The organism is Sutcliffiella sp. NPDC057660, assembly GCF_042800035.1.
Classification (GTDB): Bacteria; Bacillota; Bacilli; order Bacillales; family Bacillaceae_I; genus Sutcliffiella_A.
In genome coordinates this window covers 67,621-86,140 of the sequence record NZ_JBHVHV010000013.1, presented here as the reverse complement: position 1 = coordinate 86,140, position 18,520 = coordinate 67,621, and the positions used below count along the sequence as shown (strand labels likewise).

General features: G+C 46.8%; 19 protein-coding genes. 1 reads left to right on the top strand and 18 read right to left on the bottom strand.

The genetic code is table 11. The annotated features are described in order from the left end of the window. Nucleotides 1–236: 236 nt before the first annotated feature. The 8 genes from ACFVAD_RS16065 to spoIIR form a co-directional block, all read right to left on the bottom strand. Complete coding sequence (locus ACFVAD_RS16065; protein WP_386642158.1) at nucleotides 237–800, bottom strand: TIGR01440 family protein; 564 nt, start codon at nucleotides 798–800, stop codon at nucleotides 237–239. Between the two features lie 80 nt (nucleotides 801–880). Further along, nucleotides 881–1,318, bottom strand: a complete 438-nt coding sequence (gene rpiB, locus ACFVAD_RS16060) for a ribose 5-phosphate isomerase B (protein ID WP_386642155.1) — start codon at nucleotides 1,316–1,318, stop codon at nucleotides 881–883. Between the two features lie 522 nt (nucleotides 1,319–1,840). Next, the gene (locus tag ACFVAD_RS16055) at nucleotides 1,841–3,130 is read right to left on the bottom strand and encodes a methyl-accepting chemotaxis protein (protein WP_386642152.1); all 1,290 of its coding nucleotides are present in this window, start codon (nucleotides 3,128–3,130) and stop codon (nucleotides 1,841–1,843) included. A gap of 60 nt (nucleotides 3,131–3,190) precedes the next feature. Beyond that, nucleotides 3,191–3,619, bottom strand: a complete 429-nt coding sequence (locus ACFVAD_RS16050) for a low molecular weight protein arginine phosphatase (RefSeq protein WP_386642149.1) — start codon at nucleotides 3,617–3,619, stop codon at nucleotides 3,191–3,193. Nucleotides 3,620–3,749: 130 nt separating this feature from the next. Then, nucleotides 3,750–4,304, bottom strand: coding sequence for a manganese efflux pump MntP (locus ACFVAD_RS16045; RefSeq protein ID WP_386642146.1), 555 nt, complete (start codon nucleotides 4,302–4,304; stop codon nucleotides 3,750–3,752). A 101-nt stretch (nucleotides 4,305–4,405) separates the two neighbouring features. Continuing rightward, complete coding sequence (locus ACFVAD_RS16040) at nucleotides 4,406–5,455, bottom strand: L-threonylcarbamoyladenylate synthase (protein ID WP_386642143.1); 1,050 nt, start codon at nucleotides 5,453–5,455, stop codon at nucleotides 4,406–4,408. Nucleotides 5,456–5,666: 211 nt separating this feature from the next. Then, nucleotides 5,667–6,107, bottom strand: coding sequence for a GNAT family N-acetyltransferase (locus ACFVAD_RS16035; protein ID WP_386642140.1), 441 nt, complete (start codon nucleotides 6,105–6,107; stop codon nucleotides 5,667–5,669). Between the two features lie 66 nt (nucleotides 6,108–6,173). Continuing rightward, nucleotides 6,174–6,911 (bottom strand): stage II sporulation protein R, encoded by a 738-nt coding sequence (spoIIR, locus tag ACFVAD_RS16030; RefSeq protein WP_386642137.1) that lies wholly within the window; start codon nucleotides 6,909–6,911, stop codon nucleotides 6,174–6,176. Between the two features lie 215 nt (nucleotides 6,912–7,126). Here spoIIR and ACFVAD_RS16025 point away from each other — a divergent pair, with 215 nt between their 5' ends. Further along, a complete protein-coding gene (locus tag ACFVAD_RS16025) occupies nucleotides 7,127–7,432 on the top strand; it encodes a hypothetical protein (protein WP_386642134.1) in 306 nt (101 codons plus the stop codon). An 81-nt stretch (nucleotides 7,433–7,513) separates the two neighbouring features. Here the strand turns inward: ACFVAD_RS16025 and prmC are convergent, their stop codons facing one another. The 10 genes from prmC to ACFVAD_RS15975 form a co-directional block, all read right to left on the bottom strand. After that, nucleotides 7,514–8,371 carry a peptide chain release factor N(5)-glutamine methyltransferase gene (prmC, locus tag ACFVAD_RS16020; protein WP_386642384.1) on the bottom strand — a complete coding sequence of 286 codons (858 nt, stop codon included), beginning with the start codon at nucleotides 8,369–8,371 and terminating at the stop codon, nucleotides 7,514–7,516. Nucleotides 8,372–8,379: 8 nt separating this feature from the next. Continuing rightward, complete coding sequence (gene prfA, locus ACFVAD_RS16015; RefSeq protein WP_386642131.1) at nucleotides 8,380–9,450, bottom strand: peptide chain release factor 1; 1,071 nt, start codon at nucleotides 9,448–9,450, stop codon at nucleotides 8,380–8,382. Between the two features lie 492 nt (nucleotides 9,451–9,942). Next, nucleotides 9,943–10,377: a hypothetical protein gene (locus ACFVAD_RS16010; protein ID WP_386642128.1), complete on the bottom strand. Its 435-nt coding sequence runs from the start codon at nucleotides 10,375–10,377 to the stop codon at nucleotides 9,943–9,945. A gap of 97 nt (nucleotides 10,378–10,474) precedes the next feature. After that, nucleotides 10,475–11,080 (bottom strand): thymidine kinase, encoded by a 606-nt coding sequence (locus ACFVAD_RS16005; protein WP_386642125.1) that lies wholly within the window; start codon nucleotides 11,078–11,080, stop codon nucleotides 10,475–10,477. A gap of 318 nt (nucleotides 11,081–11,398) precedes the next feature. After that, on the bottom strand, nucleotides 11,399–11,644 hold the full coding sequence (locus ACFVAD_RS16000) for a type B 50S ribosomal protein L31 (protein ID WP_204413054.1): 246 nt from the start codon (nucleotides 11,642–11,644) through the stop codon (nucleotides 11,399–11,401). Between the two features lie 424 nt (nucleotides 11,645–12,068). Beyond that, on the bottom strand, nucleotides 12,069–13,340 hold the full coding sequence (gene rho, locus ACFVAD_RS15995) for a transcription termination factor Rho (protein WP_386642121.1): 1,272 nt from the start codon (nucleotides 13,338–13,340) through the stop codon (nucleotides 12,069–12,071). Nucleotides 13,341–13,832: 492 nt separating this feature from the next. Continuing rightward, complete coding sequence (gene glpX, locus ACFVAD_RS15990; RefSeq protein ID WP_386642119.1) at nucleotides 13,833–14,801, bottom strand: class II fructose-bisphosphatase; 969 nt, start codon at nucleotides 14,799–14,801, stop codon at nucleotides 13,833–13,835. Nucleotides 14,802–15,178: 377 nt separating this feature from the next. After that, nucleotides 15,179–16,471: a UDP-N-acetylglucosamine 1-carboxyvinyltransferase gene (locus tag ACFVAD_RS15985; protein WP_386642115.1), complete on the bottom strand. Its 1,293-nt coding sequence runs from the start codon at nucleotides 16,469–16,471 to the stop codon at nucleotides 15,179–15,181. Between the two features lie 186 nt (nucleotides 16,472–16,657). Then, the gene (gene fsa, locus ACFVAD_RS15980) at nucleotides 16,658–17,302 is read right to left on the bottom strand and encodes a fructose-6-phosphate aldolase (protein WP_386642112.1); all 645 of its coding nucleotides are present in this window, start codon (nucleotides 17,300–17,302) and stop codon (nucleotides 16,658–16,660) included. A 154-nt stretch (nucleotides 17,303–17,456) separates the two neighbouring features. Further along, nucleotides 17,457–18,314 (bottom strand): class II fructose-bisphosphate aldolase, encoded by an 858-nt coding sequence (locus tag ACFVAD_RS15975; protein WP_204413066.1) that lies wholly within the window; start codon nucleotides 18,312–18,314, stop codon nucleotides 17,457–17,459. Between the last annotated feature and the right edge of the window lie 206 nt (nucleotides 18,315–18,520).

The following is an 18,520-nucleotide window of genomic DNA, read 5'->3' as shown; positions in this document are numbered from 1 at the left end:
CCATTACCTCTATCATTTTATCACGGTGTCCACACAATAGAAACAGAAAAGGAAGATTGGTAGCGCTTACTATGAAAAACTTTCGGTTTGGGCCATTGGGACAGGTCCATTGTCCCGATGTTGCCCATGGGGTCGGTTCCGAAGCGTGGAACAGAGAGGACAGGTCCCGCGTCCTGCGTCCCGCGCCAAACAATCGAAAAAGGCTCCACTTCTGGGAGCCTTTCAGAATTGAACGATTATGAGTGGGACACGGGACCTGTCCCCGAATACACCGCACGCGCTCCGCCGATCAGCTTTGGCCGTGTTTTTGCCATGGTGACGTGTGCTTCGCCGATGGATTTGACTTTGCTTCTGACCGGAACCGCGACATGCTTGATGTGCATGCCGATCAGTGTGTCACCGATGTCGATGCCGGCGTCGGCTCTGATGTGCTCGACCATTACCGCCTCGTTCAGCTGATGATAGGCATAGGATGCCATCGCACCGCCTGCCTGGCGAACAGGAATGACGGTCACTTCATCGAGGCGGAGCCGCTCGGCTGTTGCCCGCTCCACGACAAGTGCACGATTCAAATGTTCACAGCATTGAAAGGCAAGCTCGACGCCAGTGCTGGCACGAAACTCTGCCAAAGCTGCAAAGATGGTCTCCGCGACATTTTCCGTCCCCGCCGTGCCTATTTTTTCGCCAATCACTTCACTCGTACTGCACCCAATCACAAGCACCTGCCCACTTCGCAAGGATGCTTGGGCCTGCAGGTCAGTCATCGCCTGACTTAACTGCTCTTTCCACTCATTGCGCATAAGATCCCTCACCTTTCACGACTGGGATAAACAAAGCAGCCCACGAATGTCCCTATCCTCTGACACCCATGGGCTCCTCATTATTTTTCGATATCGTGGATTTTTTGTACTCTGTTCGCATGGCGGCCGCCTTCGTATTCCGTAGTCAGCCAAACTTTTGCGATCTCACGTGCAAGGCCTGGTCCGATTACGCGCTCGCCCATTGCCAGAACATTGCTGTCGTTATGCTCACGGGTCGCTTTTGCACTGAACAGATCATGCACCAACGCACAGCGGATGCCCTTCACTTTGTTAGCCGCAATCGACATGCCGATCCCTGTTCCGCAAACAAGAATGCCGCGGTCGAATTCGCCACTTGCCACTTTTTCCGCAACCGGTAATGCATAATCCGGATAATCCACGGACGTTTCACATTCACAGCCAAAGTCTTCAAATTCTATATTCAACTCTTTTAAAAGTCCCTTAATCTCTTCACGAATATTGATTCCGCCATGATCTGACGCGATTGCCACTCTCATCTTTTCATCCTCCAATATTGAAGATATCGTAGTATATGTACATCTTACCCTTGCTCAGCGAAAAAATCCATTGTGGTGGTTGGATTCTGCCTGAATTCTTGTTAAAAAAGATCAATTACCTGCTTTTAAATGTGCTTAACTTATTATGTTTGGTTACAGTTCCGTTTTTGGGCTGATCCTAGCAGTTTTTCAGCGATAAGGAGACAGGTTAAATCCTCAATCTATCCAAAAGAAGACTTAATCTATCCGGTTTCGGCAGTAATCTATCCACTTTTTGTATTAATCTATCCACTGTAAGACTTAATATATCCACTTTCCCTGTTAATCTATCCACTTTACAAAAAGTTACAATTCACACACAATGCAAAGCCACCCCACTTCATGTAGACAAAAAAAATCGAAGAGAATGTTCTCTTCGACTCCAAGCAAAATGCTATCTATCAGCAGGTGTGTGGGACAACGGACCTGTCCCCCTTGTATCTTCATACAATCCGCGGGACAAGGAACCCGTCCCCACCGCACCTAAACCCGAAACTTCGAAATCGTACGCTTCAGCTCACTCGCCTGCGCTGCGAGCTCCTGTGAAATTTTCTCCACATTCGCGATCATGCTGGCCTGGTCTTGGGTGGTGGCTGTTACTTCTTCGGCTCCGGCTGAAGTTTCTTCTGCGATGGCTGCGACTTCCTGGGATTGTCGGGCCGTTACGCGGATGCTATCCATCTGCTGGTCGACGAGGGTGGCGATCTGTTTGACCGCGGCTGCCACTTCGTGAACGGAGTTGGTCATTTCGGCGATGACCGTGTTGGTGGCGGTTCCTTTTTCCGCTTCCACATTTGCCGCTTTTACCTGGCTTGTGATCTGCGTGACCACAGTTTTCACTTCTTCCTGGATGTTCTTGATCAGTTCGGAAATGCCCTGAACCGCCTTGGCACTTTCATCAGCAAGGGAACGGACCTCCTCCGCTACAACTGCAAATCCGCGTCCATGCTCACCTGCACGTGCCGCTTCTATGGATGCATTCAATGCCAAAAGGTTAGTCTGTCCAGCGATGTCCCCGACAAGGGAGATGATATTTTCCACTTCTTTTGCATGTTTTTCCAAGCGTTCTACAGAATCGAGCGATTGCTTGTTTTCTCCTGCGAGACGTTGAATGCCGGAAACAAGGGAATGGATGACTTCCTTGCTTTGTTCGAGGTCTTTTACCATTTCTTCGGATAAGGATTGGGAAGATGTCGCCTTCTCATGTACCTCGTCCGCAATCTTGATCACTTCTTCCACCGATTCAGCAGTATCCTGGATCGAGGACGCGGAGCTCTCGGCACCTTTTGCAATTTCTTCGATGGTCAAGGAGATACTATCCGCCTGCTCGGATGCTTGCATCGATACGTCGGAAATCTCTTCCACTTTACGGTTCGTCTGCTGAAAATGCTTGTCGATTGATGTGACCATTTCGCGCAGATTGTGAAGCATCAGATTGAACGCGTCACCTACTGCACTGATTTCATCGCGTGAATTCGTGACAGGCACATCTTCGGATAGGTCGCCATTCGCAACCTTTTGCGCCACTTCTTCAAGCTGTTGCAGCGGCTTTGTTATAAATCGTGCAGCGAAGAACGCAAGAATACCGGACCATGCCACACCAAGTACGAGTGTAAGAACCGTAAACAAACTCGCATCTATGAAATTTTCCACATAATTTACGACTACATAAATAAAAATCCCACTTACTGTGTACGTAATTGCAGCCAAGATTGTCGCAAATAAAACCAGCTTATAACGCAATCCAAACTTATACTTTCGCTTTTCCCCCATGATGCTTCCTCCTCCCTTGCTGCTGCAGTCCAAAAGGAAGAAAGCATCACCAAGGTTTCTTTATATGATTTTTTTCATTACCAACTCAATCAGTTCCTGCAATTCTTCAAACGTGCTTCGATATGTATGGACATTGCCCCCGAAAGGGTCGGATACCTCGCCGTTTTGTCCGACAAACTCTTTCAGCGAAAATGTTTTACCGGCAGCATGCGGATAACGCTCTTCCACCAAAGCCCGGTGCTGGCCTGTCATCGTCAAAATGAAGTCGGCCCAGCCGATCGACTCTTCCGTCACGAGAGAAGAAGCATGATTGGACGTGATGCCATTTTCCTTCAGCACTTCCTGCGCATGATGGGACGCCGCACTGCCCTGCATGGCAAAAACCCCTGCAGAACGCACCTTCACACCGGGAAGCTTTTTGCTTGCCAAAATTGCCTCTGCCATCGGGCTCCGGCACGTATTTCCGGTACACACAAACAAAATATTCATGACCCAATCCTCCTTTTTACCCCATTATAGACAAAAGGAAGGAGAAGAAAAATAGTTTACATGTTTTATTTCGGCTAATGATCTCCAACCTTTAACCTGAAAATGAAAAAAGACCCGTGAAAGGTCTCCTTTAAGTAAAAAATAACAGCTTCAATCCAAACCCAAGCAAAATACTCCCGCCAAGCGCCTCGCTATACGAACCGAGCCAGCCTTGAAGCTTTCTTCCAAAAAATAGCCCCATCCAGGTGAGCAGCATGCTGACCGCGCCAAACATAAGAATCGTCAATAGTGTCCGCGCCCCATAAATGCCAAGGCTTAATCCAACCGAAAAGCTGTCGAGGCTGACGCTGAGCGCAAAGACGAACAGCCCCATTCCTACCGGGGTGATCAGCGGACCGTCCTCCTTCTTGAACGAGGATAGCATCATTTGGACACCAAGCATGATGAGGAGCAGCCCTCCTATCAACGTGGCGATGGAGCCGAACTGCTCCGACAGCACTTTTCCGATACTCATGCCGATTAGTGGCATCACTACATGGAAAACCCCGATGGTAACGCCTATGTAAAAGATCTGGCGCACTCTCAGTTTGATCATACCCATGCCGAGACCCACCGAAAATGCGTCCATTCCTAATGCTATTGCCATTAAAAAGAGTGTCATCCATTCTCCAACCATCACTGTCATCCCCCGCATACCCCTCCCTTAGGACTTGTCTACTTCCAAGATATGCACGGGAAATCCCGATTAGAAGGCGAAAAAAGAGGCAAGTTCCGCTAAATGGGAACTTACCTCTCACTGATGATCTTATGGCCAGCCGCCTTATCCAGACGGTTCATGATTGCTGCACCGACCCCGGTATTCGGGAAGGTTTCGCTGAAAATGATATCCACATCGGTCGAATTGAACGCTCGGAGCGCATCGTATAAGTTTGTGGCAACTGTAGATAAATCGCTTCTTGTTCCACAGGCAATCATCACATCGCCAGCTTCACCCAATTCGGCTTTCGTCTCCTCTGTCACGAGCAGGCCGACCTTCTTTCCGTCCTTCTGGGCTGCAAGGACCGTTTCTTTCAGAAAATCCAACCCGCCTTCCACTAAAAAGACTGGTGCAACGGGCGCGTAATGTGTATATTTCATCCCCGGGGATTTAGGCGCCTGATCTTGCGAGGTCAGGGCAGGATCCACTTCAATTTGTCCGATGACCGCTTCGAGCTGCTCTTTTGTCACGCCACCCGGCCGCAGAATGACCGGAATTTCCGTTGTGCAGTCCACCACCGTGGATTCCAGGCCGACTCCAGTTGGTCCGCCATCCACAATTCCGGCAATTTTCCCGTCGAGATCCTCGTCCACATGTGCAGCGGTAGTCGGACTCGGTTTGCCGGAAAGGTTGGCACTCGGCGCAGCAAGCGGAAGTCCCGCCACCTCCATTAGAGCTAACGCTATCGGGTGATCCGGCATCCGGACTGCAAGCGTATCGAGCCCTGCAGTCACATACTTCGAAACACCATCCCTGCTTTTCAACACTAACGTAAGCGGCCCCGGCCAAAAAGCCTGCATCAATTCCTCCGCAACTTCCGGCAGGTTATCCACAAGATCTGTGAGTTGTTCTTTTTTCGTAATATGCACAATCAACGGGTTGTCACCTGGACGTCCCTTCGCTTCAAAAATCTTAAGTACGGCCTGATCTGACAAAGCATTCGCCCCAAGACCATATACCGTTTCAGTAGGAAAAGCCACAACCTCTTCCTGTTGAAGAAGTGCGGCTGCCTCTTTCAGCTGTGGATAATTCATTTTCACAGGATCTGCGTTATCCACAGTCCACTTTTTCGTCAACATCTTATCTACCTCATTTAAAAATCTATCAACATGTGAATAGAAAAGGATTTATTCCATCAAATATAAACAAATTACCTACATAACACAATATTTATCCACAAATTGTGGATAAGGCATGTGTGTTCGGTGGATAACTTTGTGAATATCATAGGGGCCTGACCCGCTCCGCATTAGCGTACTAAAGCAAATGGGGTCTGGCCCCCCCTCATTTTTAAAGTTTACACATCATAAATGTACAGGTTTGTTGTTCTAGGGTTTCTTTTAGGTGGGCCGATTGGGTGATTTTCTTCGGGACGTTGTGGATTTCTTGTGGAAAGAAGCCAAGGAGCTCGAAGAATTGTATGTAGTCCTTCTTGTTGGTCACCAGGAATAAGCGGTCTAGTTCTTTTCGGCGGGCATGCTGCTGGGTGTGCTCGAACATCTGCAGCAGTTGCATCTGTTTGACAGAAGGACCGATGACAAGGGAGCGCAGCAGGCCGTCACCATCTATCTTTTCAATTCCTATGGTCCCGCAGATGCCTGTTTCCTCTTCCTCCAAGATGATAAAATCCTCAATTTTCTCTTCCAACCCTATTGTACTAATATTTGCTTGTCTCAAAAAGACCTGCATGGCCCATTGATCATCTTTTGTTGCAGTGCGCAATTTTTTCATCTCATCCACCTCTTCTAGTATTTTTTCTACTACTACTCTATTGAGGTGGATGAAAAAGTAGAACGATCATGCCGTGATTTTTTCCCATAGAGATGATAGAGCCTCGAATACGAAGAATTTCACTTCCACTTCCTCCGGCTCTTCATCGACGACAAATTCCTTTGGTTCCGCTGATGCGGCAGTTACGCTCATTTCTGTTTCATTTTCAAGGATGCTTGCTGATTTTTTGGACTTGCTTTCTTTTGGAGCAGCTCCTGTTTCTTCCTCTTCAAAAGGTGTCGCAGTCGCTTCCCCATTGGAGAAGTCAAGGAAGCATAATGGCGGGAAAAGCACGCACCACCAGTTGGCTCCCGTCCCTTTACCGAGTGTGATCAGGATCGCTTCATAGTCACCGGCAGGATAGATGAACTTGCCGTACATTTTTGTCGGGAAATCCACTCTGCCGAAGTCTACATTATACTCCTGAACCATTCCTTCTTCCACCATGACTTCCTCTACAATCTTCTCGATCTCGGGGATGTTCCCCTGGATGACTTCACGGGCGTTCTCCATCGAAGTGAGTCCTTCCACCCAAACCGTGATCTCCTCGTTCACACGGTCGCGGATCTTTCTTTTCAACTCCTGATCCTCTGCGCTGTCACTGTTGGCCAGGATGCGAAGCCTGATCGCCTCATCCGGAATGACCATTGCCCCGTTCTTCACTTCCGCACCGGCTGCAGCCTGCTCACCGGCCACCGTCACATACGCTCCCATAAACAGCAATACTATATATAAAAAGATTACATTCTTTTTTAATGTTCTCATCTCAATTCCTCTCCCCTCTAGGAAACAGTCTGGTCAAAAGTTGAAAATCCTAAACTAGCAAATTTATTTTCTTGAGTAAGATTTTTTTTTTGATAGTTTGCTAGTTTGGAGGTTTGGAGGTTTTGTACCATGTATGAGGGGGTATAGAAATAGGACGTGCACCCCGTATTCCGGAGCACGAAAGTAATACAACTCGAAGGAAAGGAAGACAGACTATGAGATCGTTTACGTGCAACATTGAATCTTTTCGCATTGGGGAAATGAAGAGTGCTTTTAACCATATCAGCATTCCTATTGATTTCGAAATCTTAGTAGGCGGCCGGTGGATGAATGGCAAGGCATTTTACCATCATTATCACCGCAGCATCTCTTACGATTCCAACCTATCTCAATTGATAAATTTTGCAAAAGCGGAGCAGAAGGAAGAAATCCGCCAATCCATCGTCACCTATGTGGAAGAAAAGACAAATAGGGGCCTGACCCTCGCCAGACCCCATACGGAAGAAGGAGCAATCATATAAACTCTTTTATCAACACCCTTGCCCCACCAAGCTGCAAGGTGCCGCTCCTTATTCCCTTTTATATAATGATGGCGACTCGCATCATCCTATTTCCGCAAATACCATTCGATCTTTTCCGTTGATGTCCAGTACCACTTCCGCACGCGCTTCAGGGAAAGTCCCAAGCAGCAAGTCTTTCACCGCTTCCCCTTGTCCCATTCCCACTTCAAACGCAACAATGGCACGTTCCTTCAACACCTGTGGCAATTCCTCCATGAAACGCTCGTAGAATTCCAATCCGGAAACACCGCCGACCAACGCACGGTACGGCTCAAAGTCCTTCACTACTATTGACAGGCCTTCGTATTCCTTTTCCGGAATGTATGGAGGGTTGGACACCACGATATCCACCTTGATGCCCTGCTCAATGAACGGCAAGAGCAGATCCCCTTCCAAAAATTCCACATCCGCCCCAAGTGCTTCTGCATTATCTTTTGCAACCTCCAGGGATTCTCCTGCAATATCGGTGGCCATCACGTTCAGGTTGCTATTTTCAAGCGCTAGTGTCACAGCAATCGCGCCACTGCCTGTCCCAACATCGACGACACTCAATTTTTCCGTAGTGTCAGGAAAATGCCTCTTCACTCGATCCAACAGGCCGACCACCAATTCTTCCGTCTCCGGTCTTGGAATCAGCACCTCTTCGCTTACAAAAAAGCTTCGGCCGTAAAACTCTTCTTTTCCCATCAGATACTGTACCGGTATTCCCGCTGCATGCTTATGGACATTGAAAACGAAGGAACTTTGGGTGTCCATCGGCATCATTTCCTGCATCCGGCTGAAAAGCTGGGCACGGTCCAGCTTCATATGATGGCGCAACAATAGTTCTCCCGCATTCTCATCGCGCTGATTCTTTTTTAAAAAATAAGAAGCCCAGTTCAGGGCTTCGTAAACCTTCATGGCCTTCATCATTTCTCCATCTGTTCCATTCGCAGCGCTTGGTCTTCCATGATCAAAGCATCCACGATTTCCTGAAGCTTACCTTGCAGGATCTGGTCGAGCTTCTGGATCGTCAAGCCGATGCGGTGATCTGTTACACGGTTCTGCGGGAAATTGTACGTACGAATACGCTCGGAACGGTCACCGGTACCAACAGCCTGCTTACGGTTGGCATCATATTCAGCCTGGATTTCACGTTGAAACTTATCATACACACGTGCACGAAGAACCTTCATCGCTTTTTCCTTATTCTTGATCTGTGACTTTTCGTCCTGACAGGAAACCACTGTGTTTGTCGGAATGTGAGTCAAACGGACCGCTGACATCGTCGTATTAACAGACTGTCCTCCTGGTCCGCTGGAAGCAAACGTATCTACACGGATATCCTTGTCATGAATCTCAATTTCCACTTCTTCCGCTTCAGGCAATACCGCAACCGTCGCTGTGGAAGTATGGATACGCCCGCCGGATTCCGTCTCCGGTACACGCTGTACACGGTGTGCGCCGTTCTCGAACTTCAGCTTGGAATAAGCGCCCTTTCCGGTGATCATAAAGATGATCTCCTTATAACCGCCAACACCTGTTGATGCTGCCTCCATCACTTCCGTCTTCCAGCCATGCGCTTCCGCATAACGGCTGTACATGCGGTAAAGGTCGCCTGCAAACAATGCCGCCTCGTCTCCACCTGCTGCACCGCGGATTTCCATGATAACGTTCTTGTCGTCGTTCGGGTCCTTCGGCAAAAGAAGGATATGCAGACGTTCGGCCAATGCTTCCTGCTGCTCCTCAAGCTCCGAGATCTCCTCTTTCACCATCTCGCGCATGTCCGCATCCATCTTGTCCTCGAGCATCGCTTTCGCTCCTTCAAGCTGCTCTTTGACATCCTTATATTCACGGTACGCTTCCACGGTCTCCTGGATATCGGACTGTTCCTTCGAATACTCGCGAAGCTTTTTCGTATCACTGATAACTTCCGGGTCACTCAATAGCTCCGTTAATTTATCGTAACGCATTTCCACTGCCTGCAAACGATCAAACACGTGCATTCACCTCTATGTAATGTGTGCAAACCAGAACAGGTCCGCATCTGTATTTTTGTCCCTACCTATAACATTCTAATTATAGTATAGGTTAGGTGGTGCGTCAAAATCAAATAAGTGGAAGTTGGGTATCGGGTGGGGAAAAATCAAAGATAATTTGCTGGAGTTTTAGCGCGATGGAGCGTGTTTCTGCTTTTCACCAAGGCCGCGGGTTTTGGACGCGACTGGGACGCAAACGGCCTTATGTATACCCCTACCGGTACGGGTAAATGCTGGATGTATCCACGAAAAATAAAGTTATCAACAAAACCGTGGCACATATCAACGAGATTTTTCATTTATCGATGAAAATAAAATTATATCCACGAAAACCGATCACATATCGACCATTCGACAAAATCCCTCATATTTCAACATACTAGGCTGCTTCAACAGCAACACAAAAAAAACCGCCCAAAAATCCGGACGGATCACTTGCAAGGGTCTGGCCCCTTAACGCTCCTTGATCGTCAAATGCACTCGGTACCGCGGAATCACATCGATAAACTTGCGCTTCAGCGTGCGCTCGACCTTATCTTTTTCCTCTTTGGAAAGGGAGCCGTTCGAGTAGGCGGTCACCCTGGCGTTGTCGCCTGTAATGTAGACGGGGCCAGGCTCGAGGTTGCTGTTCAGCGTGATGACCTCGGCGAATTTTTCCTGATCATCCCCGTAATCTGGCCGGTCTTCGGTTAAATCAAGGAAATTAGGGTTTTGGTTAGTATTGAAGTCGTTGGAATCCTGATGCTCTTCATACGCACCATCATCGTCGGTAACGCCGATCAGCCTTGTACCATTTTCCACTTCACGCTGGCCGGTGAGGTCTTTATCCGCCCCGCATCCAGCTATAAAAAAAGAGCATACGACTATTGCCAGGATTGCATGTTTCATGCAAACACCTCCTGCCTTTAGCGTATCCTCTTCTTCAAAATATCTTCGGACAAATTATAGGAAAGATTGTTATTTTTAGCTAGTTTTCGCAAAAGCTTTATTTTTCCACTTCTTGCAAAACGGACACATTCAGAGGAACTTCATGATGATGACGACAGCGAGGTTCGTAAGATTCAGAAGCGCCGACTAAAATAATTGGGTCATCGTAGCATGCTGGCTTTCCATTGATCAGACGTTGTGTACGGCTTGCAGGTGATCCGCATACGGCACATACCGCTTGCAGCTTTGTCACAGTTTCAGCGATCGCCAAAAGCTCCGGCATCTTACCGAATGGCTCTCCACGGAAGTCCTGGTCAAGTCCAGCAGCGATTACACAGTAGCCTCTGTTTGCTAATTCCTGAATCACTTCCACAATATGCTCATCAAAAAACTGCACTTCGTCAATGCCCACCACTTCCGTCTGCTCCTCCACCTGATCGAGGATGGCTTTTGAAGATGGTACTGGCATCGCAATGATGCTTGTCCCATTATGTGAAACAACTGCCTCATCGGCATAACGGTTGTCAATTGCTGGTTTGAATACTTGAATGTTCTGTTTGGCAAATTGGGAGCGTCGCATGCGGCGAATCAGTTCTTCTGATTTTCCAGAAAACATGCTGCCACAAATCACTTCTACCCAACCCGAATGCTTCATTACGTACATGCACGGCCTCCCCCTTCTTATCTATTGACTGCTTTCGAACTGAACGGTGCTTTTCGTAAATATTGCTCTCACGTAACTAACGTTTCATCATGCTCTTTTCCTTAAGGATGAAGCAAACATGTATAGCAATATTCACGTTATGGTAGGAAAAAATCCAAATGCCGATTTTTTCAAGACTCAGATCGAAGCAAATTTACGAAAAGAGCTTATCTTATGGCGTATAAAAAGTGCTCAGTCACGAGTGACATAAGCACTTTGTTATGTAAGGTAAAGTAAAAAAACAGGCAAGATATAGGATAACCTGCCTGTTTTACTTTATTACTTAAGGCCGTATTTTTTGTTGAAACGCTCAACACGTCCATCAGCAGCAGCATGCTTCTGACGTCCAGTGTAGAATGGGTGAGAATCAGAAGAGATCTCAACTTTGATTAGAGGGTAAGTAGTACCGTCTTCCCATTCGATAGTTTCGTTTGTTTTCATCGTAGAACCAGTGATGAATTTGAAACTAGTGTTGATGTCCATGAATACAACTTTACGGTAATTAGGATGAATTCCAGCTTTCATTCTTGTCATCTCCTTTTTGCCCTGAGTCTTTCGAAACAGAGTTAGCTATGAAATGATACCAAACAAAGTTCGACATCATTTATCTTAAAAACACACTGATGAAATTATATCAAGTAATGTTTGGTTTTGCAACCTTACTTTTGGACTTATATTTACCAAATCGGCACGCAATATTTTCCATGAAAAAGTTAAGCTTTTGAAAATGAGGTGTTAACATTAAACACCCCTGTTGGTTTCCGCTCCAGGGGTTCGCTTATCCATGGCGGTCCGGGAGCCTCCTCGGCGCATGCGCCTGTGGGGTCTCCCTTTGACTCGCTTCTCCCGCAGGAGTCTCACCCCCTTCGCTCCAACCAACAGGGGGCAAAGTAAAAGTAGATTATTCTACACTTTGTAATCAAAAAGAACATATTTCAAAGTGACATACCTATCGCTTCGCTGTTCCTGCCTTTTGGTCTTCTTCGAGCATGTCGAAGAATTCCTGGTTGGACTTGGATTGGCGCAGGCGTCTTAGGAGCTTTTCGGCAAAGTCCGGTGTGTCGGACATCGTTTTGCGGATGGCCCATAGCTTGTCCAGATGGTCTTTCGGGATAAGAAGTTCTTCTTTTCGGGTACCGGAGCGACGGATATCAATTGCAGGGAAGATGCGGCGCTCTGCCAGGTTGCGATCAAGATGCAATTCCATGTTTCCCGTCCCTTTGAACTCTTCATAGATAACGTCATCCATACGGGATCCTGTTTCAACAAGCGCTGTCGCAAGGATGGTCAAACTGCCGCCCTCTTCTATATTACGCGCTGCACCGAAGAAACGCTTCGGACGGTGGAATGCTGCCGGATCAATACCACCGGAAAGTGTACGACCGCTTGGTGGAATGACCAGGTTGTATGCACGTGCAAGACGCGTGATGCTGTCCATCAGGATGATGACATCGCGTTTATGCTCAACAAGACGCAATGCGCGTTCAAGTACTAGCTCTGCCACCTTGATGTGATTTTCCGGAACCTCATCAAACGTGGAGCTTACTACATCTCCTGCTACAGAGCGTTCGATGTCCGTCACTTCCTCAGGACGCTCGTCGATAAGCAGGACAATCAGTTCCGCTTCAGGATGGTTGGTTGTAATGCTATTGGCAATCTCTTTGATCAGCATTGTTTTACCCGCTTTTGGAGGGGCAACAATCAATCCACGCTGACCGAATCCGACCGGTGCGATCAGATCCATGATGCGTGTAGAAAGACCTTTAGGCTTTGTTTCCAGGACAATTTGTCTGTCCGGATATAAAGGAGTCAATGCAGGGAAATGGACGCGCTCTTTTGCCGATTCCGGATCATCGCCATTCACCGCTTCTACATGTAAAAGTCCATAATAACGCTCGTTTTCCTTTGGAGGACGTACCTTACCGGATACCTTGTCCCCGTTTCTCAAGTCAAAACGACGAATCTGGGAAGCAGAAATGTAAATATCCTCCGAGCTTGGGGAGTAGTTGATCGGGCGCAGGAATCCGAAGCCCTCCGATTGGATTACTTCGAGTACCCCTTCCATGAACAGAAGGCCGTCTTTTTCTGCCTGTGCTTTTAAAATGGCAAAAATAAGTTCTTTTTTCGTCAGTTTGCTGTAGTAGGATACTTTATGCTGACGGGCAAATTCATATAATTCTTTTAGCTTTAAATTTTCTAAATGAGAAATAGTCAAATCCATAAAAAGAAAACACCACTCTATTCTTTTATTTAGTATCAATGGGAAAAAGTTTGTTCATTTGTCTTCCAGAACAGATTCAAGCTGAAATAAGTTCGAAGGATGGGAAATCCGGCAGTCGGATCTAATGTAAGTTCCTGCACCAAGATAAATCGGATGAATTGGATAAAGGGTGAGGACTTACTCCCGTTTTACATGTGGGATAAACTCTCCTTTTGAAGAAATTGTAGAAGAATCGCTAGGAAGAAAAGGATAGATTTTAACATAAAACGCGTAGCATATAATATTTTACCCACATTTCATACTTTTAAGCAACAACTTTCTATAGACAGGCTTAGTGCTATTCTATTATTTTCTGGGGAATATTCCATAATCCCCTCGATTCGTGTCGAATAAAAGCTCTACGCCCTATAGAATTCGTAACGAGGTGGATTTTTTTGACCTATCAAATAGAGGAAAACCGTAAACGGCAAACTCGTTTACGGTCTAAGATGTTTATGGCTTGAATACAAGGTTCGGTTTTTTCTTGATATTATGCTGCCCATCGATGAAGCGCACCGTTCCGGACTTAGCTCTCATAACCACGGAATGAGTCGTTGCGTTGGTGCCTTTGAACTGGACACCTCGCAGAAGCTCACCATCTGTCACTCCAGTTGCTGCAAAAATGGCGTCATCCCCGCGTACAAGGTCTTCCATTCTTAGTACCGCATCAATGTTTTCGATACCCATTTTCTTGCAACGAAGCATTTCTTCTTCGTTTTGTGGCAATAGCTTCCCTTGGATTTCTCCGCCAAGGCATTTTAATGCAACTGCAGCGATTACGCCTTCCGGTGCTCCGCCTGAACCGAATAGTATGTCTACACCCGTGTGGTCAAATGCCGTGTTGATCGCCGCTGCAACATCACCATCATCGATCAGCTTGATACGTGCTCCTGCTTCTCTCAGCTCGGAGATGATTTTTTCGTGACGAGGCCTGTTTAAAATAACTGCGACTACGTCTTCAATCTCTTTATTTTTCGCTTCCGCTACCGCTTTAAGATTGTCCAGCACAGAAGCATTGATGTCAATTTTACCGACCGCCGCAGGACCTACTGCGATTTTGTCCATGTACATATCCGGTGCGTGCAGTAGATTGCCATGATCCGCCACCGCTAAGACAGCCAGCGCGTTCCAGCCTCCGGATGCCACGATACTCGTTCCCTCTAACGGGTCAACCGCAACGTCCACTCGCGGGCCGTATCCTGTTCCTAGCTTCTCGCCGATATATAGCATAGGTGCTTCATCCATTTCACCTTCACCAATCACAACCGTACCTTTCATCGGAATGGTGTCAAATACATCGCGCATCGCAGAGGTTGCCGCTCCATCAGCACTGTCCTTATCGCCTCTACCCATCCAACGTGCTGATGATAGAGCTGCTGCTTCTGTTACTCGAATTAACTCCATGGATAAACTTCTTTCCATTTTTCCCACTCCTTCTGTTCACTATGAATCAAGTAATTTATTGTCAAGCCTCGTTCGCATGTGCAAATGATGGCATTGTGATATACTTTTCGTTAATAGTATATCACATTTGACGAAAAGAGAAAGTGGTTTCATGAAAAAAGCAGAACTCCCGGGTTTAGTGGGGGTTCTGCTTTTATAGACGGTTCTAAGCCCGCTGGTGATTTCCGCATTAGGCTGCGCTTTCCGCGGGGCGGTGCTGGAGCCTCCTCGGGCTTTGCCCTGTGGGGTCTCCAGCCTACCGCTGTCTCCCGCAGGAGTCTTCGCCTATTGCTCCAATCACCAGCTAGTTATTCTAAAATCACTACTGTTTTCATTAAATTGTGGCAAACAATATATTAAGAATTCTGCATCTGCTCTATTTCTTCTTCGGTCATGGATTCACGCCAGATTGTTGCTCCAAGTCCCTCGAGCTTTTCTTCGAGATGGCTGTAGCCACGGTCGATATGCTCTAGGCCTGTCACTTCGGTCAAGCCGTCTGCCAGTAGGCCGGCTATGACAAGCGCAGCACCTGCACGCAGGTCACTTGCTTTTACCTTTGCCCCTTGCAGCTGCACAGGGCCGTTGATGATGGCTGAGCGACCTTCGACTTTGATCTGGGCATTCATGCGTCGAAGTTCATCCACGTGCTTGAATCGCGCAGAATAGATCGTGTCGGTAACGATGCTTGTCCCTTCCGCTTTTGTCAAAAGGGTCGTCATAGGCTGTTGCAGGTCTGTCGGGAATCCAGGGTGGACGAGCGTTTTCACGTCGACCGACTTCAGTTTTTCTCCTGGAACGACAAGCAGCTGATCCTGGTTGTCATTTACGTCAATGCGTACGCCCATTTCACGAAGCTTGGCAATCAATGGCTCCAAGTGAGTTGGAATAACGTTGTCGATAATCATTTCTCCACCGGTTGCAGCAGCCATAATCATATATGTACCTGCTTCGATACGGTCCGGGATGATGGTGTGCTTGCATCCATGAAGGCTTTCGACTCCATCGATACGGATCACATCCGTTCCTGCTCCCTTGATTTTCGCGCCCATGCTGCTCAGCAGGGTTGCGACATCAATGATTTCAGGCTCTTTTGCAGCATTTTCGATGAGCGTTCTGCCTTTTGCTTTTACTGCAGCAAGCATGATGTTGATGGTTGCACCAACACTGACGACATCGAGATAGATGCGTGCGCCGCGAAGCTCGTCGGCACGCAAATAGATTGCACCATGTTCATTCGTTACTTCTGCCCCTAATGCTTCAAAACCTTTGATATGCTGATCAATTGGTCTTGGGCCTAGATGGCATCCACCTGGTAAACCTACCACCGCTTTTTTGAATCTGCCGAGCATCGCTCCCATCAAGTAATAGGAAGCGCGGAGCTTTTTCACTTTTCCGCTGGGCAAAGGCATGGCGATCATTTTGGATGGATCGACTGTTAAGTCCTCTCCATCCATCGTTGCTGTACCACCAATCTCTTCAAGCAGGCTGCTTAGAATTTCTACGTCTGATATTTTCGGTAAACCCTCAATTGTTACGGGTGAATCTGCCAGGATAGTTGCAGGAATAAGTGCAACTGCGCTGTTTTTCGCACCACTTACACGTACTGTTCCATTTAATTTATTGCCACCAAGAATTTTTAACTTTTCCATATAGGTCTCCCTTCAAGGCGAGGTTGGTTTCCAAAAGTGTTATTTTCATTATACACAATTATTACCAATCTTAAAATTTTCATTATCTATTAGTTTACACGATATTTTTGAATACTTATATGGAAAAGCTTAATTCTTTATCGAAACGTAATATTTCCTACTTTATTCCTAAATTTTACACAAGGATTATTGTTGGCGGTTGTTCCAATCTGCCAGGAACTTCTCGATTCCTTGGTCTGTCAGCGGGTGTCCGAACAGTTGCATGATGACCTTGTAAGGAACTGTTGCAATGTGCGCACCTTTTAATGCTGCATCCGTGATATGCATCGGATGGCGGATTGATGCTGCGATGATTTCTGTCGGGATGTCATGGATCGCGAAAATGTCAGCGATGGTGGAAACCAGGTCCATACCATTCTGTCCGATATCATCAAGTCTGCCAAGGAACGGGGATACATAAGTCGCTCCCGCTCTAGCTGCCATGAGTGCTTGGTTTGCATTGAAAATCAGCGTTACGTTTGTTTTGATGTTCAGCTCAGAAAACACTTTTACTGCCTTCAAGCCGTCCGGAGTCATTGGAACTTTCACCGTGATATTCGGAGCAATCGCAGCAAGCGCCTTGCCTTCTTCAATCATTCCTTCCGCATCAAGCGCGATAACCTCTGCAGAAACTGATCCTGTTACAAAAGAAGTGATTTCGCGAAGGCGGTCTTCGAAAGTGATGTTCTCTTTTGCAACTAGACTTGGGTTGGTTGTAACCCCAGAAAGGATTCCAAGTGCATGTGCCTCTTTAATTTCTTCCAGGTTAGCTGTATCGATGAAAAATTTCATGTTATTCTCTCCTTTTAATCTGTTTTAGCATTGCCTTTTATATAGTGTGCACGCTTTCATATAAAAAATGAACAAAACCGCCTGAGGGGCGGTTTTGCACTATGGTTGCCTTGTTGTTGGTTGAATGGTTGTTGTTGAAATGTGTTCTGTTGTCTTAAGCTTTGTTGGAAGAGCCGAATTCGCGCATTTTGCCTTGAACTGTAGCCTTGATTGCATCACGAGCTGGTCCAAGATATTTACGTGGATCATACTCTTCCGTTTTCACCGCTAAAGTCTCTCGCACTGCTTTCGCAGACGCAATTTGGTTTTCCGTGTTTACATTGATTTTCGCAGTTCCAAAAGAAATTGCTTTCTTAATGTCATGCGTAGGGATTCCAGTACCACCATGTAATACTAGAGGAACACCTGCACGGTTGTTGATGTCTTCCATCTCTTTGAAGCCTAGGTTCGGTTCGCCTTTGTAAGGGCCGTGTACGGAACCTAATGCTGGAGCCAAGCAATCAATGCCAGTGCGTTTTACAAGCTCTTCACACTCAGCAGGGTCTGCATAGATGACGCCATCAGCGATAACGTCGTCTTCTTGTCCACCGACTACACCAAGCTCTGCTTCAACAGATACTCCGTGGAAGTGTGCCAATTCTACTACTTTAGAAGTTGTTTCGATGTTTTCCTCAAATGGATGATGGGAAGCATCGATCATAACAGATGTAAATCCAGCGTGGATCGCTTTTGCACAAGATTCAAAGCTTGAACCGTGGTCTAAGTGAATCGCAACAGGAACTGTCACTTTATACTCTTCCATTAGCGCTTTAACCATTGCTACTACTGTTTTGAAGCCACCCATATAACGAGCTGCCCCTTCAGAAACACCAAGAATCACTGGTGATTTTTCTTCCTGTGCCGCCTGTAGAATTGCCTGTGTGAATTCGAGGTTGTTCAAGTTGAACTGACCTACTGCATAGCCTTCTGCATTTGCTTTTTTCAGCATTTCTGTCATGGAAACTAAAGGCATGGTAAAATCCTCCTTCGTATTATACTCACTCCGAAAAGTTTTTCCCGTTCTTACAAGATGGCAAACCCATACTCCGAGGCAGGAAACACATGGAATTCCGCTCGAATTCTTGGATACCCCTTCTTATATGTAACAGTTTCACCAATATCAAATCTAGCTTGACCAAATGAAAAACTAGTTATGTATGAGAGTGAAACAAACTGTAA

Coding starts and splice junctions, on each gene's coding strand:
- ACFVAD_RS16065 (WP_386642158.1), bottom strand. CDS start 800: ATGCGCAATGAGTGGAAAGAGCAGTTAAGTCAGGCGATGACTGACCTG.
- rpiB (WP_386642155.1), bottom strand. CDS start 1,318: ATGAGAGTGGCAATCGCGTCAGATCATGGCGGAATCAATATTCGTGAA.
- ACFVAD_RS16055 (WP_386642152.1), bottom strand. CDS start 3,130: ATGGGGGAAAAGCGAAAGTATAAGTTTGGATTGCGTTATAAGCTGGTT.
- ACFVAD_RS16050 (WP_386642149.1), bottom strand. CDS start 3,619: ATGAATATTTTGTTTGTGTGTACCGGAAATACGTGCCGGAGCCCGATG.
- ACFVAD_RS16045 (WP_386642146.1), bottom strand. CDS start 4,304: ATGACAGTGATGGTTGGAGAATGGATGACACTCTTTTTAATGGCAATA.
- ACFVAD_RS16040 (WP_386642143.1), bottom strand. CDS start 5,455: ATGTTGACGAAAAAGTGGACTGTGGATAACGCAGATCCTGTGAAAATG.
- ACFVAD_RS16035 (WP_386642140.1), bottom strand. CDS start 6,107: ATGAAAAAATTGCGCACTGCAACAAAAGATGATCAATGGGCCATGCAG.
- spoIIR (WP_386642137.1), bottom strand. CDS start 6,911: ATGAGAACATTAAAAAAGAATGTAATCTTTTTATATATAGTATTGCTG.
- ACFVAD_RS16025 (WP_386642134.1), top strand. CDS start 7,127: ATGAGATCGTTTACGTGCAACATTGAATCTTTTCGCATTGGGGAAATG.
- prmC (WP_386642384.1), bottom strand. CDS start 8,371: ATGAAGGTTTACGAAGCCCTGAACTGGGCTTCTTATTTTTTAAAAAAG.
- ACFVAD_RS16010 (WP_386642128.1), bottom strand. CDS start 10,377: ATGAAACATGCAATCCTGGCAATAGTCGTATGCTCTTTTTTTATAGCT.
- ACFVAD_RS16005 (WP_386642125.1), bottom strand. CDS start 11,080: ATGTACGTAATGAAGCATTCGGGTTGGGTAGAAGTGATTTGTGGCAGC.
- ACFVAD_RS16000 (WP_204413054.1), bottom strand. CDS start 11,644: ATGAAAGCTGGAATTCATCCTAATTACCGTAAAGTTGTATTCATGGAC.
- rho (WP_386642121.1), bottom strand. CDS start 13,340: ATGGATTTGACTATTTCTCATTTAGAAAATTTAAAGCTAAAAGAATTA.
- glpX (WP_386642119.1), bottom strand. CDS start 14,801: ATGGAAAGAAGTTTATCCATGGAGTTAATTCGAGTAACAGAAGCAGCA.
- ACFVAD_RS15985 (WP_386642115.1), bottom strand. CDS start 16,471: ATGGAAAAGTTAAAAATTCTTGGTGGCAATAAATTAAATGGAACAGTA.
- fsa (WP_386642112.1), bottom strand. CDS start 17,302: ATGAAATTTTTCATCGATACAGCTAACCTGGAAGAAATTAAAGAGGCA.
- ACFVAD_RS15975 (WP_204413066.1), bottom strand. CDS start 18,314: ATGCCTTTAGTTTCCATGACAGAAATGCTGAAAAAAGCAAATGCAGAA.